The sequence below is a fragment of the Marinobacter salexigens genome, assembly GCF_002806945.1.
GTDB lineage: Bacteria > Pseudomonadota > Gammaproteobacteria > Pseudomonadales > Oleiphilaceae > Marinobacter > Marinobacter salexigens.
Window position 1 is genome coordinate 253,535 of the sequence record NZ_NIHC01000001.1, and the last position, 21,793, is coordinate 275,327.

19 protein-coding genes are annotated in these 21,793 nt (G+C 54.8%); 12 read left to right on the forward strand and 7 right to left on the reverse strand.

Annotated features, from left to right (window positions below):
• Positions 1-156 precede the first annotated feature (156 nt).
• Positions 157-795 (reverse strand): ribosome biogenesis GTP-binding protein YihA/YsxC, encoded by a 639-nt coding sequence (yihA, locus tag CDH47_RS01160; RefSeq protein WP_100637997.1) that lies wholly within the window; start codon positions 793-795, stop codon positions 157-159.
• Between the two features lie 174 nt (positions 796-969).
• On the opposite strand from yihA, the gene CDH47_RS01165 reads away from it, so the two are divergent.
• From CDH47_RS01165 to CDH47_RS01175, 3 genes are all read left to right on the forward strand, one after another.
• The gene (locus CDH47_RS01165; RefSeq protein ID WP_100637998.1) at positions 970-1,578 is read left to right on the forward strand and encodes a c-type cytochrome; all 609 of its coding nucleotides are present in this window, start codon (positions 970-972) and stop codon (positions 1,576-1,578) included.
• A gap of 142 nt (positions 1,579-1,720) precedes the next feature.
• Entirely contained in the window at positions 1,721-2,356 is a 636-nt protein-coding gene (locus CDH47_RS01170) for a thiol:disulfide interchange protein DsbA/DsbL (protein ID WP_100637999.1), read from the forward strand.
• Between the two features lie 65 nt (positions 2,357-2,421).
• Complete coding sequence (locus CDH47_RS01175) at positions 2,422-3,282, forward strand: endonuclease/exonuclease/phosphatase family protein (protein WP_100638000.1); 861 nt, start codon at positions 2,422-2,424, stop codon at positions 3,280-3,282.
• Positions 3,283-3,356: 74 nt separating this feature from the next.
• Here CDH47_RS01175 and rpmG read toward each other — a convergent pair whose 3' ends face one another.
• The 3 genes from rpmG to radC all read right to left on the reverse strand — a co-directional run bounded on the left by rpmG (position 3,357) and on the right by radC (position 4,652).
• Positions 3,357-3,512 carry a 50S ribosomal protein L33 gene (gene rpmG, locus CDH47_RS01180; RefSeq protein WP_100638001.1) on the reverse strand — a complete coding sequence of 52 codons (156 nt, stop codon included), beginning with the start codon at positions 3,510-3,512 and terminating at the stop codon, positions 3,357-3,359.
• 11 nt (positions 3,513-3,523) lie between these two features.
• Positions 3,524-3,760 carry a 50S ribosomal protein L28 gene (rpmB, locus tag CDH47_RS01185; RefSeq protein ID WP_100638002.1) on the reverse strand — a complete coding sequence of 79 codons (237 nt, stop codon included), beginning with the start codon at positions 3,758-3,760 and terminating at the stop codon, positions 3,524-3,526.
• Between the two features lie 217 nt (positions 3,761-3,977).
• The gene (gene radC / locus CDH47_RS01190; RefSeq protein ID WP_100638003.1) at positions 3,978-4,652 is read right to left on the reverse strand and encodes a RadC family protein; all 675 of its coding nucleotides are present in this window, start codon (positions 4,650-4,652) and stop codon (positions 3,978-3,980) included.
• A gap of 188 nt (positions 4,653-4,840) precedes the next feature.
• Here radC and coaBC point away from each other — a divergent pair, with 188 nt between their 5' ends.
• The 7 genes from coaBC to argA all read left to right on the forward strand — a co-directional run bounded on the left by coaBC (position 4,841) and on the right by argA (position 14,221).
• Positions 4,841-6,040, forward strand: a complete 1,200-nt coding sequence (gene coaBC, locus CDH47_RS01195) for a bifunctional phosphopantothenoylcysteine decarboxylase/phosphopantothenate--cysteine ligase CoaBC (protein WP_100638004.1) — start codon at positions 4,841-4,843, stop codon at positions 6,038-6,040.
• Position 6,041: 1 nt separating this feature from the next.
• Positions 6,042-6,506 carry a dUTP diphosphatase gene (gene dut / locus CDH47_RS01200; RefSeq protein ID WP_100638005.1) on the forward strand — a complete coding sequence of 155 codons (465 nt, stop codon included), beginning with the start codon at positions 6,042-6,044 and terminating at the stop codon, positions 6,504-6,506.
• Positions 6,507-6,598: 92 nt separating this feature from the next.
• Complete coding sequence (locus CDH47_RS17765) at positions 6,599-9,253, forward strand: phosphomannomutase/phosphoglucomutase (protein WP_100638006.1); 2,655 nt, start codon at positions 6,599-6,601, stop codon at positions 9,251-9,253.
• 54 nt (positions 9,254-9,307) lie between these two features.
• Positions 9,308-10,204, forward strand: coding sequence for an acetylglutamate kinase (argB, locus tag CDH47_RS01210; RefSeq protein ID WP_100638007.1), 897 nt, complete (start codon positions 9,308-9,310; stop codon positions 10,202-10,204).
• A 41-nt stretch (positions 10,205-10,245) separates the two neighbouring features.
• Complete coding sequence (locus tag CDH47_RS01215) at positions 10,246-11,499, forward strand: acetylornithine deacetylase (protein ID WP_100638008.1); 1,254 nt, start codon at positions 10,246-10,248, stop codon at positions 11,497-11,499.
• Positions 11,500-11,561: 62 nt separating this feature from the next.
• On the forward strand, positions 11,562-12,722 hold the full coding sequence (argE, locus tag CDH47_RS01220; RefSeq protein WP_100638719.1) for an acetylornithine deacetylase: 1,161 nt from the start codon (positions 11,562-11,564) through the stop codon (positions 12,720-12,722).
• A gap of 191 nt (positions 12,723-12,913) precedes the next feature.
• Complete coding sequence (gene argA, locus CDH47_RS01225; protein ID WP_100638009.1) at positions 12,914-14,221, forward strand: amino-acid N-acetyltransferase; 1,308 nt, start codon at positions 12,914-12,916, stop codon at positions 14,219-14,221.
• Here argA and CDH47_RS01230 read toward each other — a convergent pair.
• A complete protein-coding gene (locus CDH47_RS01230) occupies positions 14,195-15,271 on the reverse strand; it encodes an aminopeptidase (RefSeq protein WP_100638010.1) in 1,077 nt (358 codons plus the stop codon). The two genes, argA and CDH47_RS01230, sit on opposite strands and share 27 nt — an antisense overlap.
• Before the next feature lie 189 nt (positions 15,272-15,460).
• Between CDH47_RS01230 and CDH47_RS01235 the strand changes: the two genes are divergently transcribed.
• On the forward strand, positions 15,461-19,240 hold the full coding sequence (locus CDH47_RS01235) for a DUF1631 family protein (RefSeq protein WP_100638011.1): 3,780 nt from the start codon (positions 15,461-15,463) through the stop codon (positions 19,238-19,240).
• Between the two features lie 63 nt (positions 19,241-19,303).
• Positions 19,304-20,170 (forward strand): phosphoribulokinase, encoded by an 867-nt coding sequence (locus CDH47_RS01240; protein ID WP_100638012.1) that lies wholly within the window; start codon positions 19,304-19,306, stop codon positions 20,168-20,170.
• A 14-nt stretch (positions 20,171-20,184) separates the two neighbouring features.
• On the opposite strand, the gene speD is transcribed toward CDH47_RS01240, so the two are convergent.
• Both speD and CDH47_RS01250 read right to left on the reverse strand, forming a co-directional pair.
• Entirely contained in the window at positions 20,185-20,979 is a 795-nt protein-coding gene (gene speD / locus CDH47_RS01245) for an adenosylmethionine decarboxylase (RefSeq protein WP_100638013.1), read from the reverse strand.
• A gap of 170 nt (positions 20,980-21,149) precedes the next feature.
• A complete protein-coding gene (locus CDH47_RS01250; RefSeq protein ID WP_100638014.1) occupies positions 21,150-21,572 on the reverse strand; it encodes an OsmC family protein in 423 nt (140 codons plus the stop codon).
• Positions 21,573-21,793 lie beyond the last annotated feature (221 nt).

Consider the following 21,793-nt stretch of genomic DNA (forward strand, 5'->3'; position numbering starts at 1 on the left):
GTGCCACCGGAACTTTTTTGATTAAAGTTTGTCTCGGTATCAGGTGTTGGAAATTCGGACGTTTCCGGCGCCTCCTGAGTGTGTTCTCAGGTTTTAACACGTCGCAAACCCTGACGTTTTACCGGCCTGATTTTTTACAGGCCGGTTTTTTCCATGTTACTGCGAACCCTCTCCAGAACCTTCCAGCCAGCCCGTTAGTGCCACCCGACACTCATCAACACCTCGCTTGGAGGTTGCCGAGAACATAAGCAGGTGCTCAACGCAGGTAAACGTCTTAAGCCTTTTGGCAATCTCCAGCATGGCGGTTTTTGCTTGCCCGAACTTTAATTTATCGGCCTTGGTGGCCAAAATCATCAGTGGCAGCTTGTTATGTTCGCACCATTCCACCATCATTTGGTCGAATTCAGTAAGCGGATGGCGAATGTCCGTCACCAGAACCAGGCCACGGAGGCTTTGGCGTTGGTTGAGGTACTGCCCCAAGTGCTTTTGCCAGTCATCTTTCATATCCCGGGATACTTTTGCGTAGCCATACCCGGGCAAATCCACGAGCCGGGCATGTTCGCGGTTCAGGGAAAAAAAGTTGATCAGGCGCGTGCGCCCGGGGGTTTTACTGGTGCGGGCCAGTTTGCCGTTCGCGGTAATTGCGTTCATGGCGCTGGACTTACCTGCATTTGAACGCCCGGCGAAAGCGACTTCTGCTCCTGTGTCTGGCGGGCAGTCTTCCAGTCGGGGCGCGCTAATCAGGAAGCGAGCGCTGTTAAAAGAGATGCTTTTTTGAGTCAGGTCAGAGTCCACAGCGGTTGGCTTTCCTTTGGATTTCAGTTATTAGAGATTAATGTATAATGCTACACCAATTCCGGGCGGTACGCTTGGCGTAACCGCTGTCAGCCTTGGTCTTGAGCCTGACTGAACAGCGCCTGCCGGCTGTAAACCAAGAATATTTTTCGAGATGAGAGAAGCGGAGCGAGCATGAAGAAACTGATCGCAGGATTTGTATTCGGCGTTGGCCTTACAGCAATGGCGCATGGAGCAGGGGATCCTGAAGCGGGCAAACAAGCGGCGGCAGCCTGCCAGGCCTGTCATGGCCAAGGTGGAGCCAAGCCGATTATGGGCGTCTATCCGAAAATATCAGGGCTGGGTGAAAGGTATCTGTATGACCAGCTAGTAGCAATACAGGAAGATACCCGACCCATTCCCGAGATGATTGGCCAGCTTACTGGCAAGTCGAAGCAGGATCTGGAAGATCTGGCCGCTTACTTTGCCCAGCAGAAAATGATTGTTAGCCAGGCCGACCCGGAATTGGTAGAAAAGGGCGCTGCAATTTATCGAGGTGGCAATATGGCCTCTGGGGTTCCCGCCTGTGCAGCCTGTCACAGCCCGCAGGGTAAAGGTAATGAGCCAGCCGGGTATCCGCATATCGGGGGCCAGAATGCTGAGTACCTGGTCAAGCAACTTGAAGCTTATCGCGATGGCACCCGTGCCAGCGGAGCTAATGCGGCGATCATGATGGATGTGTCTGCTAGGCTGACCGATGCAGAAATTGAGGCTGTTTCCAGTTATATCTCTGGCCTGAACTGATTCGGTTTTCGTAATTGTTAAAACCCCGCCCTGTGCGGGGTTTTTTGTCTGTCGTACCTGTAATCCGCAAATAGTGGAACTTTTCAGGTTTGGCGGGTCATAATTCCCTTATAACGACATTTATAAAATCTGGAGATATTTCATGTTTCGAGCGCTCAGAGCGGCTGGTGTGCTTTTGGCAGCCTTGGCCCTGTTTGGCCAAGCCAATGCGACTGACTGGAAGGAAGGGACGCATTATAAAAAACTCGACACTCCGGTGCGTACAGACAGTGGGGCCAGTATCGAAGTGGCAGAGGTGTTCTGGTATGGATGCCCGCATTGCTATAACTTCAAACCGCTTGCCGAAAGCTGGGAAGCCAAGGCTCCGGATTATGTAGAATATGTACGTATTCCTGCCGCTCTGGGCCGTTCGTGGGTTCCCCATGCGCAGGCTTTTTATGCGCTTGAAGCCATGAACTCGCTGGATAAAGTGCACGATGCACTGTTCGAGGCCCTGGCGGGTCAGCGTCGGCCGTTAAATGATGGTGACTCGCTAGCCGATTTTGTTGCAGGCCGTGGTGTGGATCGTGAAGAGTTTCTTAATAACTTCAACAGCTTCGGTGTCAATGCGCGCATGCAACAGGCGCAGTCTAAAATCCGAGGCGCGCGTATTACCGGCACACCGTCTATGCTGGTAAATGGAAAGTACACAGTCAGTGCCTCTATGGCGGGTAGCCTTGAGGCGATGTTGGAGGTTGTGGACTATCTGGTGGAGAAAGAGCAGGTTGCGGATCAGTAAGTTGCCGCCTTGGGTGGCTTTCTCGTTTTCTGGATTAGTAAACGGGTTAAAATAACAGAAACATTATGTATAAACGCTTCAGAAAGCAGCTGGATGGCATCCTCAGTGCCCGGGCAGAGCCGAAGGGCTCTAACTCGGGGCTTGAGCATGTTCCGGCGTTTGAGCCCCAGCGCCATCTTCGGCTACTGACTTTTAATATACAGGTAGGCATTAACACCTCCTCCTATCGCCACTATCTGACCAGAAGCTGGCAGCATTTCCTCCCTCATCGCAATCGAATCCAGAATCTGGATCGTATAGCCTCGCTGCTTAGCAATTACGATGTGATTGCACTGCAGGAGTGTGATGGGGGGAGCCTGCGCAGTGGCCATATCAATCAGGTGCAGTACCTTGCTGAGGCGGCAGGTATCCCATACTGGCATCAGCAGTTAAACCGCAACCTTGGGCAAATTGCCCAGCACAGCAATGGTTTGCTCAGCCGTTTCCGGCCGCTGGATGTAAAAGAATACAAGTTGCCTGGGCGGCTTCCCGGAAGAGGCGCTATTGTTGCTCGCTATGGCACAGAGGAAGACCCGCTGGTGCTGGTGATGATGCATCTTGCCCTGAGTAAATCAGCGCAGCAGCGGCAGTTGGGCTTTATCAGTGAGTTGATCTCAAAGTACCGGCATGTGGTGTTGATGGGGGATATGAATGCCCATGCTGAGCAGCTGTTAACCCAGACGCCTCTGAAAGAAACGGACCTGATACCCCTGCCAGACAGCGCCCACAGCTTTCCAAGCTGGCGGCCCGAGAAGGCGCTGGATCACATTCTGGTGAGCCCGAGTTTGCAGATAAGAAATTCCGAGGTGGTGAGTTATCCCATGTCAGATCACTTGCCGATTGCCATGGATATAGCTTTGCCCGACGGGTATCTGGAAAAGTTCTAAGGAGCGCTTCCGAAAAGAGAGCATAAAAAAGCCCGGCAGTTTGCCGGGCTTTTTTATGGATGCCAGATCAGGAATTACTTGATCTTGGCTTCCTTGTACGCAACGTGCTTGCGGACAACCGGATCGTACTTTTTGATCTCGATTTTTTCCGGAGTGTTACGTTTGTTCTTCAGGGTCGTGTAGAAGTGACCCGTGCCTGCTGACGATACCAGCTTGATTTTTTCGCGCATGATGCAGCTCCTTATACTTTCTCGCCGCGGGCACGAAGATCGGCCAGTACAGCGTCAATACCTTTTTTATCGATGATGCGCATACCTTTGGTAGACGTGCGCAGCCTTACGAAACGCTTTTCAGACTCAACCCAAAAGCGCTTGCTTTGCAGGTTTGGCAGAAAACGACGACGGGTGTGGTTCATCGCGTGAGAAACGTTGTTACCAGTGACCGGACGCTTTCCGGTTACCTGACAAACTCTGGACATACTTGCCTCCGACCTGAGCAATGGTCTTAATAAATACGAATTCGATTTTAATGCGTCTCTGGTTGCCGAGGAGTGATTAGGCTCCTGTTTGCGCCCCTGAACTGAACGCTGCTCGCCAGACGCCGCCAGAAAGGGACGCTTTTATACCAGAACCAGCACACCAACGCAAAAAATTGTTGGGATTTTGTCCAGTTTTCCTGGGTTCGCCTGCGATGGTTTACATTAAACCACGTTCTGCAAGGGATATTACCTCACCGTGACCCACAACCATATGGTCAAGAACCCTGATATCCACCAACCCAAGCGCTTCTTTCAGGCGTTTTGTCAGTGAAATATCTGCCTGGCTGGGCTCGGCTACTCCGGAGGGGTGATTATGGGCGAAAATGACGGCAGCTGCATTATCTTCCAGCGCTTGGCGTACAACTTCCCGTGGATACACTGCAGCGCCGTCAATGGTGCCCCTGAACAATTCCCGGTATTGAATGACCCGGTGCCGGTTATCCAGGAAGAGGCCCGCAAAGACTTCGTGCGGATAGGTACCCAACCGGCTGGTAAGAAAGCGCCGGGTGTCCTCCGGTGAACGAAGTGGGTCGCCTTGGCGTAGTGGTTCATCCATTACCCTTCGAGCCATTTCCATAGCCGCCTGAACTTGCGCGTATTTTGCGGTGCCCAGTCCTTTTACGCCACAGAACTGCCTGCGCGATGCTGTCAGCAACCCACGAAGGCCAGAAAATTCGTGCAGAAGAAATCGCGAGAGCTCCATAACCGGCATACCAGTAGTGCCGGTGCGTAAAAAGATGGCAAGCAATTCGGCGTCTGAAAGGCTTTCGGGGCCGTGGGCAAGCAGTCGCTCACGGGGGCGCTCATCCATAGGCCAGGCGGAATCGGTCATGTCGGCTTCCTTGCGAAATGTTTTGAGGGTTTTTGGGAAAGTATTGGCGCTTCCTGCGCGTTTCAGTTACGAAGACTACTTCAAAAAGCAACAAATGGTAAACGAGCAGTCTGTCTTGCGGGCTGTCGGTATTCTCTGGGCATGCTATCTTAGAAGCCTTTCATATTAAGCGGATACGGAGCCTTATGATGGCCGTCAGAAAAATACTGCTGGGCATAACCGGTGGCATTGCAGCCTATAAAAGCGCCGAGCTTGTGCGCTTGCTGAAAAAGGCTGGCTATGAGGTAAGGGTCATCATGACCCGAGGTGCGGAAGCCTTCGTAACGCCCCTGACCTTTCAGGCGCTCAGCGGCGAGCCGGTGCGTACCTCCCTGCTTGACCCGGAGGCCGAAGCCGGTATGGGGCACATAGAGTTGGCCAAATGGGCTGACCAGGTGGTCATTGCACCGGCCTCTGCAGATTTTATAGCACGGCTTGCCCACGGCATGGCCGACGATTTGCTGACCACCGTCTGTTGCGCAACAGAGGCGCCCATCGCTGTTGCACCCGCCATGAACCAGGCTATGTGGGGTAACGAGCGTACCCAGCGCAATATCCGTTTGCTGGAGTGCGATTTGCAAATATCACTCTGGGGCCCGGACCAGGGCGAACAGGCTTGCGGCGATAATGGGCCTGGACGCATGCTTGAGGCTGCGGAAATTGCTGGCCTGATCATGAATAAGCACTCTGGGGCAGGAGAGCTTGCGGGCAGGCGTGTTGTTATTACAGCCGGGCCAACCCGTGAGCCCATAGATCCGGTGCGTTATATCACCAATCACAGTTCCGGCAAGATGGGGTACGCGCTGGCTGTTGCTGCCCGGGATGCGGGTGGCCGCGTTGTTCTGGTGAGCGGGCCGGTCAATTTACCAGCTCCAGTGGGGATTGAGGTTCGTCCTGTTGTTACAGCCGAAGACATGCTGAAGGCCTCCATGGAGGCAGTTGATGAAGGCTGCGACCTGTTTGTTGCAACAGCTGCGGTTGCAGACTACCGGCCTGAGAGTCGTGCTGACGACAAAATCAAAAAATCCAGTGAGTCCATGGCGCTGCCACTGGTGCGCAACCCCGATACGCTGGCAACCATTGCCGGGCGTCCGGACGCACCCTTTACTGTGGGTTTTGCGGCTGAAACATCAGATGTGGCCGGCTACGCCAAAGACAAAATGCAGCGCAAGAAACTGCGTATGATTGTCGCCAACGATGTGTCTGCCCCAGGGCTGGGATTCAACAGTGACAATAACGCTGTGACTGTGTTCTGGCCGGACGGACAAGAAACCATAGGTCCGGACACCAAAAAAGCTATTGCATCACGACTTGTGGCGTTAATTGGCGACCACCTGAAGCAGGAATAACATGAGCAAAAAAATTAATTTACAGGTACGTATTCTTGATGACCGGATTGGCAACCAGATTGCGTTTCCCGAATACGCAACAGAAGGCTCGGCCGGCTTGGACTTGCGGGCATGCCTTGATGAGCCCCTGACCCTTGAGCCAGGAGACACACAATTGATCCGAACCGGGCTGTCGATTTACATTGCCGATCCGTCACTGGCCGCCATGATCCTGCCCAGAAGCGGGCTGGGTCACAAGCACGGTATTGTTCTGGGTAACCTGGTGGGGTTGATCGATTCTGACTACCAGGGCGAGCTGATGGTGTCTTGCTGGAATCGAGGCAAAACGGCTTTCACGGTTGACGTCGGTGAGCGGATTGCGCAATTGGTTTTGGTGCCGGTGGTTCAGGCCAACTTTAAAGTTGTGTCCGAGTTTGATTCCAGTTCCCGGGGCGAAGGTGGTTTCGGCTCCACCGGAACCCGGTAGCACTTGAGCTTTAGCGCAGAAATTTGATGTGGCGTCTATACTTTGCCGAATAGAGCTTGTCCAGGATAAAAAGATAATTTGCAGGATGAACTATGAAACTGGGTAAGAAGAAAGCGTCTGAGGCACCTTCTGATGAGCAGCCGGTAGCCAAAGCAGAAAAAAAACAGAAAGCCCGGGCCTCCGCTAGTTCCAAGATGGCCCACCTGGGTCAGACGGCAATCAGGCAGGCGCTGGTCATATTGGTGGCGGGCGCGACTGCCATTGTCCTGGTGTATTTTCTTGTGTTGCAGCCAGCAGCTGAAGAACGCTTCAACGAACGGAAAACCGCGGAGGCAGATGCGGCTGCCCAGCGCATAGGTCAGTATCTTGCGTTAATGCAGCAAAGTGTAAATGGGCTGGCTACTCAGCCCCATGTTGTAGATACCTTGATGGCACGCAGGGATCCTGCTGCGATACAGCAGCGGCTGGTCACTGCCTTGCCGGGTGTTCAGGCGGCGTATCTATTTCCCTACCGCCAGATCCCGAGAACGGGCGATGCAAATGCTTTGCTTGGTTTTGCCGGGCTTGAACTGGTACGTCGCGCTGAAAACAGCCAGCCTTTGCATCCGGATGCTTTCCCACGTGACAATCGTTGGTATGTACAAATGGCAGCGCCGGTGCGGAATCCGTCCAGCAAGGCTGTTGTAGGCAGCCTTCTGGTGGTGTTTGATGCATCACAGCTTCGGCCACTCCTTTCGGTGGCTAATGCCCGTCTTGGGGGCGAGTTGGCGTTGATACAAACCGTTTCCGGAACGTCCCGAACGTTCGTCAGTAACGGTGGCAGTTCCGGGTTGGGCGCAGACGCAGCCGAAACCCGAACCCTTGCCAATCCGGACTGGGCTCTCAGCTACAGGCCGGGAGCTTTGCCAGAGCCCTCTATGAACATTGTATTGATGGCCCTGTTGGTAGGTGTGCCTGCTCTGGTCGCCGCTTTGCTGGTGTGGGTATTGCTTGTCCGTGCCCAGAAGAATTTACGCCATGAAGTGACCAATCTGATCCAGTGGGCCCATAAGGTGTTCGGAGGCGAGCGCCAGAAGTTGCCCGTTTTTCAGTGGGATATGGTTGCCTCGGCGGCAGAGGTGCTTTACAGGCTTTCCCAGGTTGTGGAAAAACGTGTGGCGAAGGCTGGTGAAGCAGCAAAGCCAAAATCTGCCCAGGGCGCCAGGCCGGCTGAAATCGGCGATGCCGAGCCGCTGTTCCAGGACAAGGAACTGCCAGACATTGATATGCTTGACGGCGATGAAGATGTTTTGGGTTTTGGCTCCGGTAACAAGGACAGCTCATTCTTTACCGGCGGAGAAATGCCGGAGGTTGAGGAAGAGCAGGAATCGGTTGTTGAAATGTCACCGGGAATTTTCCGGGCTTACGACATCCGGGGCATCGTTGGTGAGACACTTTCGCCGGCCATTGTCGAGCGCATTGGTGTAGCCATAGGCTCAGAAGCCATCAGCCGCGGGCTGGCCTCTCTTTGTATAGGCTACGATGGACGCCACTCAAGTCCTGAACTGGCGGATGCGCTGGCCCAGGGAGTCATGGCAGCTGGCTGTAATGTTATTCACGTTGGTGCTGTGCCAACACCGGTGCTGTATTTTGCCACTCACCATCTTGAGAATGGCTCGGGTGTAATGGTGACAGGAAGCCATAACCCGGCAAACTACAACGGCCTCAAGATCATGCTGGGGGGCGAAACTCTTTCTGGCGATGCCATCATGGCGCTGTACCAGCGAGTGCAGACAGGTAATCTGGCCGCTGGTCGTGGTACGCAGTCGTCTGAAGATGTGCGCAGAGCTTATCTTGATCGTATCGTGGGCGATATTGCCGTGGCTGCGCCGCTGAAGGTTGTGGTCGATGCCGGCAACGGTATTGCAGGCGAGCTGGGTCCCATGTTGGTTGAAGAGCTCGGTTGCGAAGTGATTCCGTTGTATTGCGAGGTTGACGGAGACTTTCCGAACCACCACCCAGACCCGGGCAAGCCAGCAAACCTTGCCGACCTGATTGAAAGAGTCAAAGCGGAAGGCGCAGATCTTGGTGTGGCCTTTGATGGCGATGGCGACCGGCTGGGCCTGGTAACGAATACCGGCAAGATTATCTGGCCAGACCGTTTGCTGATGCTCTTCGCCCGTGATGTGGTGTCACGAAACCCCGGTGCCGATGTGATTTACGATGTGAAGTGCAGTCGCCGGCTTGCCGGGGTGATTACTGAAGCTGGCGGGCGCCCCATCATGTGGAAAACCGGCCACTCTCTGATGAAGGCCAAAATGAAGGAGACCGGAGCGCTGCTGGCGGGTGAGATGAGCGGCCATATTTTCTTCGCCGAGCGCTGGTACGGGTTTGATGATGGGCTTTACGCAGCAGCCAGGCTTCTGGAAATACTGGGCATTGAAGATCGTCACAGTGACGAAGTATTTGAAGACTTCCCTGAGGACATCAGCACTCCGGAGCTTAATGTTGAGGTCACCGAAAGCAGCAAGTTCACCATTATGGAGCAGTTGAGCGAAGTTGGTGACTTCGGTGATGGTAATATCAGCAAGATTGACGGTATTCGTGTGGATTACGCTGATGGCTGGGGTTTGTGTCGTGCTTCCAATACGACACCGGTGCTGGTACTTCGTTTTGAAGCGGAAACGGAAGACGCTTTGGAGCGGATCAAAGATGTTTTCCGGGCCCAGTTGCAGAAAGTCGCGCCGGATCTGGTGGCTGACTTCTGAATATGGTGGCTCTTTAGACCCCCGATGTTAATTTTGAGCAATTAAGGCAAAAAGATGACGCTGGATCGCGAAACAGCAATGCAGGTGGCTACCGTTCTTAGCCGTGGATTACCGTACATTCAACGGTTTACCGGGAAAACGGTGGTTATAAAGTATGGCGGTAACGCCATGGAAAACGAGGATCTGAAGAGCAGCTTCGCCCGGGATGTGGTACTCATGAAGTTGGTGGGCATCAATCCGATTGTTGTCCACGGCGGCGGACCCCAGATTGGTGAGCTTCTGCAGCGGCTCAATATCCAGTCCAGCTTTGTGAACGGCATGCGTGTTACCGATGCCGAAACAATGGACGTGGTGGAAATGGTTCTGGGTGGCCAGGTCAACAAAGAAATTGTTTCCTTGATCAACGCCCAAGGCGGCACCGCCATTGGCCTGACGGGGAAAGACGCCAACCTTATTCGTGCTCGCAAACTGGAAGTGGTAGACCGTTCACCTGAACTGGAGCGCCCCGAGATTATAGATATCGGGCGTGTTGGCGAAGTGGCAAGCATCAATGTGGACGTGATTGATATGCTTACTCGCAGCAACGTGATTCCTGTGATTGCGCCCATAGGCGTGGGCCCGGATGGCGCCTCCTATAATATCAATGCGGATCTGGTGGCCGGCAAGGTTGCCGAAGCCATGAGGGCTGAAAAGCTCATGCTGCTGACCAACGTGTCCGGGCTCAAGAGCAAGGAAGACAAAGTGCTCACCGGATTAACTGCGCAGCAGGTTAGCGATCTGATTGAAGATGGCACAATCCATGGCGGTATGCTCCCGAAAATTCGTTGTGCTCTGAGTGCGGTGGAGAATGGCGTGCGCACCTCTCACATTATTGACGGTCGAGTGGCGCACGCGTGTCTTCTGGAAATCTTTACCGATGAGGGTGTTGGTACCCTGATTTCCCGTAACTAACGATTTCCTGTAACTGACGGCGCAGCCTGAGGAATTTCCGGATGAAACGCCTGCTCACAGCTCTGATACTGGCAGCTCTGCTTGGCTTTGCCGTGTTTAAGGCCGGTGTTTGGTGGTTGGCGGATCAACGCATGGCAGAAGCGCGCCAGGTGCTTAGCGTAAACGGCGTTCTGGAGCGGGGCAAGATTGGCTCCGGCGTTGCGGGGCGACTGGTATTCACCGACGCGTCCTGGCAGGACTTCGAACTCACCCAGCCGCTGGTTATTGGTCGCGCGGAATTTGAAGCCGGGTCTCCTGTTGACCTGTTGAAGGCGCTTGCAGATCCAGCTCAGCTTCCTGCCAGTTGGTCGCTGCAGGCAGAGGGGTTGGCCCTGGAGCTGGAAGCAACCATGTTCCGCAACTGGGTCACAGCAGACGGCGTTGGCGGCCGTGAACAGGCCGCTTTATTCGCACTTTCCTGCGCCCCGGACCCGCGCCAGCAGCTTGGCAGCGGCGATCTGCTGCGCATGGGAATCCCCCGACTGTCGGGGGAACTGATCCTTGAGCAGACGCCTGAGCGGGTCCACCTTGAGCTGAACTCGGAAAATACCGGCAGCCTTGAGCTTAACTGGCCGGGTGCCCGCATCAGCCTGGTGTCTCCGGAAAGCATCCTGACGAGCTCATCGCGGCCTCTTGAAATTACCCTGAGAGATGGCGGCCTGATGCGCCGGATTGCAGCGTACTGTGCCCGGGAAGCGGGACAGGAAATGACCCAGTGGGCCCGCCGTGCCGTGGAAGCATTCGAAACCGGATTGAAGACTCATGGCTGGTATGCAAGCGACCAGTTACTGGCGCTGTACCGGCAGTGGCTTCTCGAAGGTGGGGAGGTTACAGCGTCGGTTCGGCCGGGCTCGGAAACCCTGGGCATACCGGTGCGTGCGGAGAATGAAAATGCTGATGGCACTCTTGCCTGGGCAGTGGAATACAATGGTGCCATGGTGCCGGATGTGTTTCTTCGCAAAGCCGAGCCGGTTGCTTTTGAACCACCCAAAGAAGCTCTGGAACCCGTCGTGCTACGGGAAAATCCGGCGGTTGCCAGTTGGCATGCACAAGAGCTTGAAACAGCGCCGGCCTGGATTGGCCGAAAGGTGCGGGTGACACTTTCAAACGGTAATCTGGTGCAAGGCCGCCTGGCGAGCGCAAACGAACAGGAGCTGGAGGTTGCTCGTGAAGTGGCGGGTGGCGAGGTGGCTTACCCTATTGTTACTCGTGCCATTACAGGGTTTGAGGTCTGGCGGCGCGGCCAGAGACAATAGCACTCCAGCTGGAGTGAGGAGGCACAATGCCGCAGTTTGGTGACGATAACGATAGTGGTAAAATGACCCGCAGGGCCGACACAGTTCCGGGTGTGAGAGAAATGCTGTCTACGCTGGTTTCGCTGCCATCCATCAGCAGTGCATCGGCAGAATGGGATCATAGCAATGAGCCGGTTGTGCGGAGGCTTGGTGAGTGGCTGGAAGCGCTTGGGTTTTCTGTTGAAGTGTTGGCGGTACCCGGCATGGCAGGCAAGTACAACCTGATTGCAACGCTGGGCAGTGGCTCCGGCGGGCTGGTGCTGGCGGGCCATACAGACACAGTGCCGTTTGATGACAAGCGTTGGCAAAGTGACCCTTTCACCCTGACAGAGCGCGACAACCGTTTGTACGGCTTGGGCACTTGCGACATGAAAGGCTTTTTCCCTCTGGCCATTGAAGCCGCCAGAGCCTTCACCGCCGCCGACATGAAGCAGCCTTTGATTATCCTTGCAACCGCCGACGAAGAAACCTCCATGAACGGCGCCAGAGCGCTCGCGGAGGCTGGCAAACCGAAAGCACGCTATGCGGTCATCGGTGAGCCTACAAGTCTCAGGCCTGTGCGTATGCACAAGGGCATTATGATGGAGCGGCTGACGTTTGAAGGCCAGTCTGGCCATTCATCTGACCCAAGCCTGGGCCGCAATGCGCTGGAGGGCATGCACGAGGCCCTTGGCGAACTGCTGGCGCTGCGCGCAGATTGGCAGCAACAGTATCGCAACACGAATTTTGACGTTCAGGTGCCAACACTCAACCTGGGCTGCATCCACGGTGGCGATAACCCGAACCGTATTTGCGCCCGCTGCGAGCTGCACTTTGACCTGCGCCCGCTTCCCGGTATGAGTATGGAAAACCTGCGGCAGGATATCCTGTACAGGCTTCAGCCATTGGCTGAGCGACGCGAGCTGGCGATGGAGTTTGAGCCGTTGTTTGATGGTGTGCCACCGTTCGAGACGCCAGCCGATGCAGCGTTGGTGAAGGCCTGTGAACAGCTTACCGGTCATACCGCCCATGCCGTGGCCTTTGCCACTGAGGCTCCGTGGCTGCAAAAGCTTGGCATGGAAACCCTTGTTCTTGGCCCGGGCTCGATAGATCAGGCGCACCAGCCTGATGAGTTCATAGAAATGTCACAGCTGGAGCCCACGGTGAAAATTCTGAAGGGCCTTATTCAGCAGTTTTGTCTTTAATCTATCAGGCAGGTTAACGTAAGAGTCCGAGCGCTGCCGATGGCTCCCTCCAAAACCGTGGAGCGCCAGGGATGGCGCGACCGAGCCCTGCAGGGACGTATTTACGGGCGTGTTTTGGAGGGAGCCATCGGCAGCGCTCATGCTCCACAGTCTCCGGCGCGCGCAACAATGTATGAACGGGAGAACACTACTTGAAATCAAACGGCTGGCTGCACTCTTTTCGCCATTCATCGCCTTATATCAATACCCATCGTGGCCGCACAGTCGTGCTGACCCTTCCGGGCGATGCGGTGGTGCATGAGAATTTTATCAACATTGTTCATGACATTGCCTTGTTGAGCAGCCTGGGTGTGCGATTGGTTGTTGCCTTTGGTTCCCGCCCGCAGATTCAGCGTCGTCTGGATGAAGCCGGGTTCGAATCGTCTTTTTCCCGCAGCTTGCGCATCACCCCGGAAGACCATTTGCCGTTGGTTATGGAAGCAACCGGTGGTTTGCGGGCTTACCTTGAAAGCCAACTGTCCATGGGGCTCGTGAACTCCCCCATGCACAATGCCCGCATTCGGGTCAGCAGCGGTAACTATGTGACTGCAAAGCCGGTGGGTGTGCTGGATGGAATCGATTTCGGGTACACAGGTAAAGTGCGGCGCGTTGATGTGGCCGGCATTGAGAAGCTTCTGGAGCAAGGCCATATCGTTTTGCTGCCACCCATGGGCTACTCGCCTACAGGGGATGCCTTTAACCTGTCCTATGAGGATGTAGGTAGTCAGGTAGCCGCCGCACTGCAGGTGGAAAAGCTCATGGTGTTTATTGATGACGTGGGCTTGCTTGAGCAGGACGGTTCCCTGATTCGTGAGCTGTCAGCTCGACAAGCGCCCGAGCGGCTGGCGGATGGAACTGTATCCGGGCACGACGCAGACTTGCTGCGGGCTGCCTGCGATGCCTGTGTAAAGGGTGTCAGGCGGGCGCACTTTATCAGTTACGTGAACGATGGCGCCTTGCTGGAAGAACTGTTCACCCGGGATGGCACGGGTACGTTGGTCAGTGGTGATCACTATGAGCAAATTCGACAGGCTCGGGCCGAGGATATCGGTGGCATTCTGGGGCTGATTGAGCCACTGGAAGAGCAGGGCATTCTGGTACGGCGGTCTCGGGAAATGCTGGAGACCGATATTGATAACTTTGTTGTTGCGGAGCGTGATGGCACGATTGTTGGCTGCGCGGCCCTGCACAATTACCCGGAAGAAGGTGCAGGTGAACTCTCCTGTTTTGCAGTCGATTCCGCCTATCGCCGCGCAGGCCGTGGCGACGAGATTTTGCTGATGGTGGAAAAACACGCCCGTAGCCAGGGTATTCAAAAACTGTTCGTGCTCACCACACAAACCGAGCACTGGTTTCGTGAGCGTGGGTTCTTGCCCAGTACCGTTCAGGCTTTGCCCGGGCCAAAGCTTGCTGCTTACAATACACAACGTAACTCAAAAGTGTTCTTTAAACCGCTCTGACAATTCTTTCAGAGCCTGCTGGCGCTGGGCTTCAGGCTGCACGGAAAGGGTCTTCGCAGCGCGGTAAAATGCGGGAAAGTCGTAACCGGATTGTTTCAGTAACTGTCGAAAGGCCGGTACGTGCTGGTTGTATTGGGTAAAAAGAGCAATTCGGGCGTTGTTGAAGGCAACGGGTGGTGGGCCGAACGGGCCATTTTCGCCGTTGGCCGTGCTGGCCAGAAGTTGTTCGTAGGCGGTGTTGAGCTCATCAAAGATGAATTGCTTTTGCTCGCGCAGATGGCTTTCTGAAAGCGCGCCCTGCTGTTGATAGAGCTGATCCAGTTCAGCACTGGCGGCTGCTACCAAGGCATGGGTGCGGTCGCGCAGTTCAAGTCGGCTCAGCGCTTGCCGGAATGGTTTCGGATCACCCCTGTGCTCCAGCCAGAGTCGCAGGCCTTCCAGTTCGACGGCGGTAGCAAAGCTCTCGTTGAAGGCGGTGTCCCCATTGATATACAGCACCCGGTGGGCCAGCTCATGGAACATCAGGGCCACCATGCGATCCTCGGCAAGGTTGGTAAAGCCCGAGTGTAATGGGTCATCAAACCAGCCCAGAGTCGAGTAGGCAGTGACCCCGCCAATGAAAGTGTCGTAGCCCTTGGCATCGAATTTCTGCTCTTCTTTCCGGGCGTTTTCCAGCTGGAAGTAGCCACGGTAAGCTTGGCAGCCCAGAATCGGGTAGCACCAATGGTGTGGTTGCAGGGAAAATTCAGGCACTGCCACAAGGTTAACCACTACCCAGGGATGCTCCAGAACCACATATTCGGTAAATGTGTCTCCGGGCGTTAGCCCTAGCCGGTCATCAGAAAAGTGGAGAGCCTGGCGCGAAAGAACAAGCTTGTCGCGTAGTTCCTCAGGCGTGTCATCGCTGGCAATAAGGTTGTCGACCGGTTTGCCCGATACTGTCAAAGCCAGATGTCCGCGAATAGCCTGAGCGTAATAGCTGAATGAAGAGCAGCCACTCAGTAGTGTGGTCAGTAGTAAAATGGCATAGATCTGACTAAGCTGTTTCATAGGGCACGGCGCTATGGCTGGACTGTTTATGTATCCGTAATGGGTCGCTATAGTACACTTATCGTACTAGTCGTCAGCACTAGCATTTTAATATAACAACAGGTGGCAGTAGCCACTTGACCAGGGACGTTAGTCGCTGGCGGGCAGAATACCCAGCCCCCTCCGGCATTGCGCAATATCAGGTAGTTCATGGATCCGAGAGAACGTCGAAGCAGCCCCCGCAAACCCATCAAGCTTGCCGCCCAGATTGATCTGGGCGCGGGCGAAACCTGGCCATGCCAGATAGCGGACTTTTGCCCCGAGGGGCTTTTCGTGCGCTATTCGGGTGAAACATCCCGCAAGCTTGATCGGGCTTTTGCGTCTGGAGCTCCCTCTGAGTTGATCGTGCGCTTTCGGGACCCGGGCGGAAAGCGCCGACACGAACTGCATGTGAATGTTGTCCGGCGCATAGACGGTGCCATGGGAGTCAGCTTTTCCCGCACCAATCCGGAAGCTGTGGCGTCTATGTTACGGCAATGTGGAAGCTCTGACACCCAGGCCCGGGCTTCATTGCGTGCCCCCAGTGAAAGGGTGCAGTTTGTTTTGCACCAGTCGGCGCGTGCGGTTATTCAGCATATAGAACCGCTGGTGGATGCCTGTTTTGTACAAATGGCTGCGGCCCTCAAGACGGCGGCGCAAAAAGCCACGAACGACCAGCAGGCTAATGAGTTTATGGATTTTTCGGGGCAGGTTCAGGCCCGACAACGGGTCATCTGGCATCAGATAGCCCGCAGCCTGGAATCTCCTCTCAAGCCGGCACCCAAAGGCTTTCCTGGTTCTGAGTTGTCTGTGGTAGATAAAGGTGAGTTTGAAGACTGGTTGACAATCCGGGTCATGGTCACAAAAGCCGATACCCTGTATCGCAAAGATTTGCTGCAACTCAAACTTCGCCTGGACAAGCTGGGTATTGCCAATGCTACCGGACATCACAACCCTCTTGGGCCGTCTCTTGTATGCGAAGCTTTCCATACGGGCCTGAGCCAACTCAAAGCTTCCAGAGAGGTAGAAAAGGTTTGTTTGAAGGTGTTTGAGCAAACTGTTCTGCAACACCTGGGCCCGCTCTACGAGGAACTGAACAATATTCTGATTCGCCATGGTGTGCTGCCGGAGCTCGATCTCAGCAAGTATCTGAGTGAGCAAACGGCCAGCAGCACGTCTGGAAAGTCTGTGCCGAAAAAAAGCCCACCTGTGCCTGGCTCTGAAAGCGCAAAGCCCGGTGAAACACAAGAGAAACACCAGGAAAAGCCAGTGGCAGAGCCTGGGTTTGGTGGTCATGCAGGTGCCGGGAAAAACCGCTCAAGTAGCGAGTTCCGGGGTTACGCCAAGGCTGCACAAACAGCCTTTGCAACAGTCCGCAACTTGCTTGGAACGCTGGCGGCTGCTCGTGCAAAAGGGCCTGATAGCGAGCCCGCTCCTTTTCCTGTGAACGCCCAGCCCATGTCTTCCGGTGAGTTGCAGCGTGAGCTACAGCAATTGCAGGCGGAGCCAATTGAGACTGCAGGTAATGTGGTGCCCCTGCGCGAGCGGGTGGTAGAAAAGGTCCGTGAGAAGGGCGGCAAAAAGCTGGACGATGAACAGCAAAGCACGCTCGATGTCGTAGACCGCTTTTTCCACTCTGTAACTGAGAGCCCGAAACTCAGCGAATACGCCCAGGAGCGAATGCGCCAGCTACAGGTCCCGGTCTTGAAAGTGGTGATGCGGGACCCTGCATTTTTTGATGACAAAAACAGCCCTGTTCGAGGCGTGATGAACCGGCTGGCCCAGCTTGGGGTTAAGGGTGGGCGTCTGAACCCGGTGGTTCAGCGCCGGGTTGATGAACTTGTCCAGCGAATTACCACCGAATTTGAGCAGGATACTGGTGTTTTCGAGCATACGGTTCAGGAGCTGGATGGTCTTATTGACCGCCAGAATCTGGTATACCGCCGCAATGTTGAACGAGTGACTGCTGCCGCTGAAGGTGCTCAGAAAGTTGCCGAGTCGAAGATTGCCGCAACGGAAGTATTGAACCAGAAACTGGCAGGGCGAAAGGTGCCGAAAGCAGTTTTAAGCATGCTGGATGGCGGCTGGCGCGATCTTTTGTCGCTGACCTGGATACGACAGGGGGCAGACAGCCAGGCTTGGGAGGACTACCTTTCGGTTGTTGATTCCTTGCTGGCATTTTCAGAAGACCGCGATTCCGCTATAAATTTACCGGAGTTGCTCCGGGTTATTCAGGATGGGCTGGGATCTATTTCCAGTAACCACATGCCATCTTCCCAGATACGTGACGAACTGAAGCAGTTTCTGGTGCGCAGCCCTGAGCGCCCGCCGGAAATGGTGGAGGTTCCCAAAGCAAAGCCTGCTGAAGACCTCAAACAGACGCTGTCGGAGCGTGAGCAGCGTAGTTTGCAGCGCTGGATAAACCGTGCTCAGCGACTGCGGACGGGCGACTGGCTTCGGGATCAGGAAAAGCCCGATGAGCCGCAGTACATTCGGTTGGTATGGGTCGCTCGTGGTTTCACCCGGTTTGTTTTTGTGAATCACCAGGGCATGCGGGTTGTGGAGCTTGAGCTTGAAGCCCTTGCACGCCAGATGCGCAAAGGCGTCATCGTGCCTGATAGCCAATACGAACGGCCGTTGGTGGATGAAAGCATCGACCGTATGGTACGCAAGGTTTATGACCAGTTGTCCTGGGCCTCCACCCACGACGAGCTGACAGGGCTTCTTGGGCGCCGCGAGTTTGAACGCATGCTCGATCAGCAGTTGGCCCGGCGTGAAGATCAGCGTTCATTGCTCCGGCTGGATTTGCGCAAGTTCCGGTTGTTGAACGATACAGCAGGTTACCAGGCCGGGGACGACGCCCTTAAACGAGTGGCAGATCTGCTGCGTGAGCATGTGGGGGGCGGAATGCCATTGGCTCGGCTGGCTGGGAATGAGTTTGGCATGTTGGTGCCAGCCGAGAATGCGGATGACGCAGCACATAACCTCATTGCAGCCGTTGAATCTGCTGAATTTAACTACGGTGATCGCAGTTACCAGTTGTCTGCCAGTGTGGGGGTCGTGCCGGAGTTACCAGGCCTGGTTAGCGCTGAACGTTGGCTGAGAGCCTCTGAGCAGGCGTTAGGCGCTGCGAGGGCAAAAGGCCTTGGCAAGGTAGCTGCGTATTCTCTGGGCGCTGGAGATCAGGCCCGGCAGGAGCAAATCGCTGCCAAGGTCGCCAGCCTGGGTGATCTGGACGAAGAGCGCATGCTGCTGCGTTGCCAGAAAATTATCCCTTTGCACAGCCATACGAGCATGGCGGCCCAGTACGAAGTGTTGATCAGCATGTACGACGATGCCGGTACACTCATTACCGGCCATGACTTTGTGCGCATGGCGGAGCGTTACGACCGCATGCAGGCCGTCGATCGCTGGGTGGTCGGGCACATGCTGGACTGGTTGCGGGTGCAGGCACCGGACCCGCGCCATCTCGGTGGCGTGTGCATTAACCTTTCCGGCTATTCGCTGAATGACCAGACACTGCTGGAGTACATTTACGAAAAACTGAGCGAAAAGGACGCACCCATCGAGCGCCTCTGGTTTGAAGTAACTGAAGCATCGGCGATTAATGATGTGCAAGCTGTGGCTGATTTTATGATCGAAATGAAAGAACTCGGCTGCAAGTTCTGTCTTGGAAATTTCGGTAGTGGCACGAGCTCCTTCGAGTTTATGCGCTCGCTCCCGGTGGATTTGATAAAGATAGACAATGCCTTCACTGGCCAGCTCAATACCAGCGAGACGGATCGTGCCATGGTGCAGTCCATGGTGGACATGGCGCATTATATGGATCGGGAAGTGATAGCCAGCCAGGTTGAATCCCGCGATGTTCTGGATACACTGAGGCAGCTGGGTGTGGATTACGCTCAGGGCTTTGTGATTGAAAAGCCCCGCTCGCTCGATAGCCTTGCCTGACGCCATTGTGGCGTACACCCAACACTCACCAGAACTTAACTCAACCGACGGCGCACTTCAGCCATGTCAAAACGTCATCCCATTATTGCGGTAACCGGCTCGTCCGGTGCGGGCACCAGTACCACAAGCGAGATATTCCGGCGTATGTTTGCTAATGAAGGACTGGCAGCGGCGATGGTCAGCGGTGACAGTTTTCACCGTTATAACCGGGAGCAGATGGCGCGGCTTGCGGCCAAGGGCCAGTTTGGTGAACGTAACCACTTTGCCCTTGCCGCCAACCATATCGACAAACTGGAAGCACTGTTTTACGACTATAGCCACACCGGCAATGGCCGGTATCGCCAGTATGTGCACGATGAGGATCGTGACCTGCAGGCCGAGGGCCACAAACCGGGCACCTTCACGGCCTGGGGATCCTTGCAGCCAGACACAGACCTGCTGTTTTATGAGGGGCTGCACGGGGCAGTTGTGAGTGAAACCTATAATATTGCCCAGTATGTGGACTTGCTGATTGGCGTGGTGCCCATCGTAAATCTGGAGTGGATCCAGAAAATACACCGGGATACCCATCAGCGTGGGTACAGCCAGGAAGCGGTAGTCACAACCATCATTAATCGTATGGATGACTACGTGAACGATATAGTGCCGCAGTTTTCACATACCCATATCAACTTTCAGCGTATCCCTCTGGTGGACACTTCCAACCCGTTTGTGGTGCGGGATGTGCCTACGGAAGATGAAAGCATGTTTGTTATCCGGTTCCGCGATGATTCAGAGGTGGATTTTTCCTACCTGTTACAGGCCATTCAGAACAGTACGCTCTCCCGCCATGACACCCTGGTTATTCCAGGCACAAAAATGGCGCTGGCCATGGATCTGATTGTAAGACCCATGGTGCAGCGCCTGATGGCACAAAGAACCTTCGCCTGATTTAAAAGGCGGTGTTATTCCATGTTCCGGGAATAAAAAATCTCCAGTTTTTCACGGCGTAGGCGTTCCTCGATGGACTTGGCAAGTTCCGGGTCCAGGTCGTCGGCATTCTCGCCGAACACATGGTTGTCCAGATTGAACTCTTTCACCATCATCTTGGTATGGAAGAGGTTTTCCTGATAAACGTTCACATCGATCATCTGATAAGCGTTCTGTGTATCTTCGGTCAGGTAGTTCTGAATCGAGTTGATATCGTGATCAATGTAATGCTTGGTGCCGTCTACATCCCGGGTAAAACCGCGCACACGGTAATCCACAGTCACCACATCTGAATCAAAACTGTGGATCAGGTAGTTCAATACTTTCAAGGGCGAAATCAGGCCGCAGGTGGATACGTCAATGTCTGCCCGAAAGGTGCTGATGCCCTCGTGGGGGTGGCTCTCAGGGTAGGTGTGCACCGTTACGTGGCTCTTGTCGAGATGGGCCACGATGGTATCGGGCAGGGGGCCGGGGGATTCTTCGTTGTCTGGTTCTTCACCATCGGTCAGTTCATGTTCGGCGATGAGCATGGTAACCGATGCCCCATGGGGCTCGTAATCCTGACGGGCGATGTTGAGCACGTTGGCGCCAATGATCTTGACCACATCGGTCAGGATCTGGGTCAGGCGCTCTGCGTTATACATCTCGTCGATGTAATCAATATAGCCTTCACGCTGCTCTTCAGTCTGCGCATAGCAGATATCGTAGATATTGAAGCTCAGGGATTTGGTCAGGTTGTTGAAACCGTGCAACTGGAGTTTTGATTCCATGCTCAGCCCCTCCGGTCTATGGAGATGAATGACGGCAGGGCGGTACGTACACGCTCTGCGCAGGCCGCCACCGGCAGGGGGTCAGGTTGTTCACCCGTTGCTCATGCCGGCGGAGAAAGGGCGGTATTATGCACGCCCCATCAGGTGTTGAATAGTACTGCGAGTAAGGCTCAGTTTGCGCTGCGTATTTCGTGACTGTGGCTTATTTCCACACCGGCTTTTTCCAGCATGATGGACGCAGAACAGTACTTTTCGGCAGACAAGCTTACGGCGCGCTTAACCTGGCTTTCTTTAAGGTTGTGGCCGGTCACCACAAAATGCAGATGAATTTTCGTGAACACCGAAGGCACGGCATCGGCCCGCTCGGCTTCCAGCTCAGCATGGCAGGCCGTGACATCCTGCCGGCTTTTTTTCAAAATGCTCATCACATCAAAAGATGAACAACCTCCAAGGCCCATCAGCAGCATTTCCATGGGGCGGGGTCCCAGGTTTTCACCACCATGATCGGGTGGGCCATCCATTTGTACGGAGTGACCAGTGCCACTGGTTGCACGGAAGCTGGCATTGCCGGCCCAATCGACGGTTGCTTTCATCAAAGGTGTGCTCCTGTTGCGCGTTGGCGGGCAATGGCCCGCCTGCATGGTAATGAATGGACAGGATGCTAGCACAACCGCCCGCTTCTGGCAGTCCATGGCGCATGCTCCTGATACATTCGGTATACTGTTTCCAGTTGCCCGAAGCAGACCTTCTTGCTATAAGTTGCTATGTTTTTTGGTAAAAATGAACCCGCAGGGAAAGCCGGGTGAACAACAAA

Excerpts from the sequence above, each read along its gene's own strand:
- rpmB (WP_100638002.1), bottom strand. The coding sequence starts at position 3,760 with ATGTCCAGAGTTTGTCAGGTAACCGGAAAGCGTCCGGTCACTGGTAAC.
- coaBC (WP_100638004.1), top strand. The coding sequence starts at position 4,841 with ATGGCCGTCAGAAAAATACTGCTGGGCATAACCGGTGGCATTGCAGCC.
- CDH47_RS01165 (WP_100637998.1), top strand. The coding sequence starts at position 970 with ATGAAGAAACTGATCGCAGGATTTGTATTCGGCGTTGGCCTTACAGCA.
- CDH47_RS01175 (WP_100638000.1), top strand. The coding sequence starts at position 2,422 with ATGTATAAACGCTTCAGAAAGCAGCTGGATGGCATCCTCAGTGCCCGG.
- CDH47_RS01250 (WP_100638014.1), bottom strand. The coding sequence starts at position 21,572 with ATGAAAGCAACCGTCGATTGGGCCGGCAATGCCAGCTTCCGTGCAACC.
- CDH47_RS01235 (WP_100638011.1), top strand. The coding sequence starts at position 15,461 with ATGGATCCGAGAGAACGTCGAAGCAGCCCCCGCAAACCCATCAAGCTT.
- rpmG (WP_100638001.1), bottom strand. The coding sequence starts at position 3,512 with ATGCGCGAAAAAATCAAGCTGGTATCGTCAGCAGGCACGGGTCACTTC.
- speD (WP_100638013.1), bottom strand. The coding sequence starts at position 20,979 with ATGGAATCAAAACTCCAGTTGCACGGTTTCAACAACCTGACCAAATCC.
- argE (WP_100638719.1), top strand. The coding sequence starts at position 11,562 with ATGACCCGCAGGGCCGACACAGTTCCGGGTGTGAGAGAAATGCTGTCT.
- CDH47_RS17765 (WP_100638006.1), top strand. The coding sequence starts at position 6,599 with ATGAAACTGGGTAAGAAGAAAGCGTCTGAGGCACCTTCTGATGAGCAG.
- dut (WP_100638005.1), top strand. The coding sequence starts at position 6,042 with ATGAGCAAAAAAATTAATTTACAGGTACGTATTCTTGATGACCGGATT.
- radC (WP_100638003.1), bottom strand. The coding sequence starts at position 4,652 with ATGACCGATTCCGCCTGGCCTATGGATGAGCGCCCCCGTGAGCGACTG.
- CDH47_RS01240 (WP_100638012.1), top strand. The coding sequence starts at position 19,304 with ATGTCAAAACGTCATCCCATTATTGCGGTAACCGGCTCGTCCGGTGCG.
- CDH47_RS01230 (WP_100638010.1), bottom strand. The coding sequence starts at position 15,271 with ATGAAACAGCTTAGTCAGATCTATGCCATTTTACTACTGACCACACTA.
- argB (WP_100638007.1), top strand. The coding sequence starts at position 9,308 with ATGACGCTGGATCGCGAAACAGCAATGCAGGTGGCTACCGTTCTTAGC.
- CDH47_RS01170 (WP_100637999.1), top strand. The coding sequence starts at position 1,721 with ATGTTTCGAGCGCTCAGAGCGGCTGGTGTGCTTTTGGCAGCCTTGGCC.
- CDH47_RS01215 (WP_100638008.1), top strand. The coding sequence starts at position 10,246 with ATGAAACGCCTGCTCACAGCTCTGATACTGGCAGCTCTGCTTGGCTTT.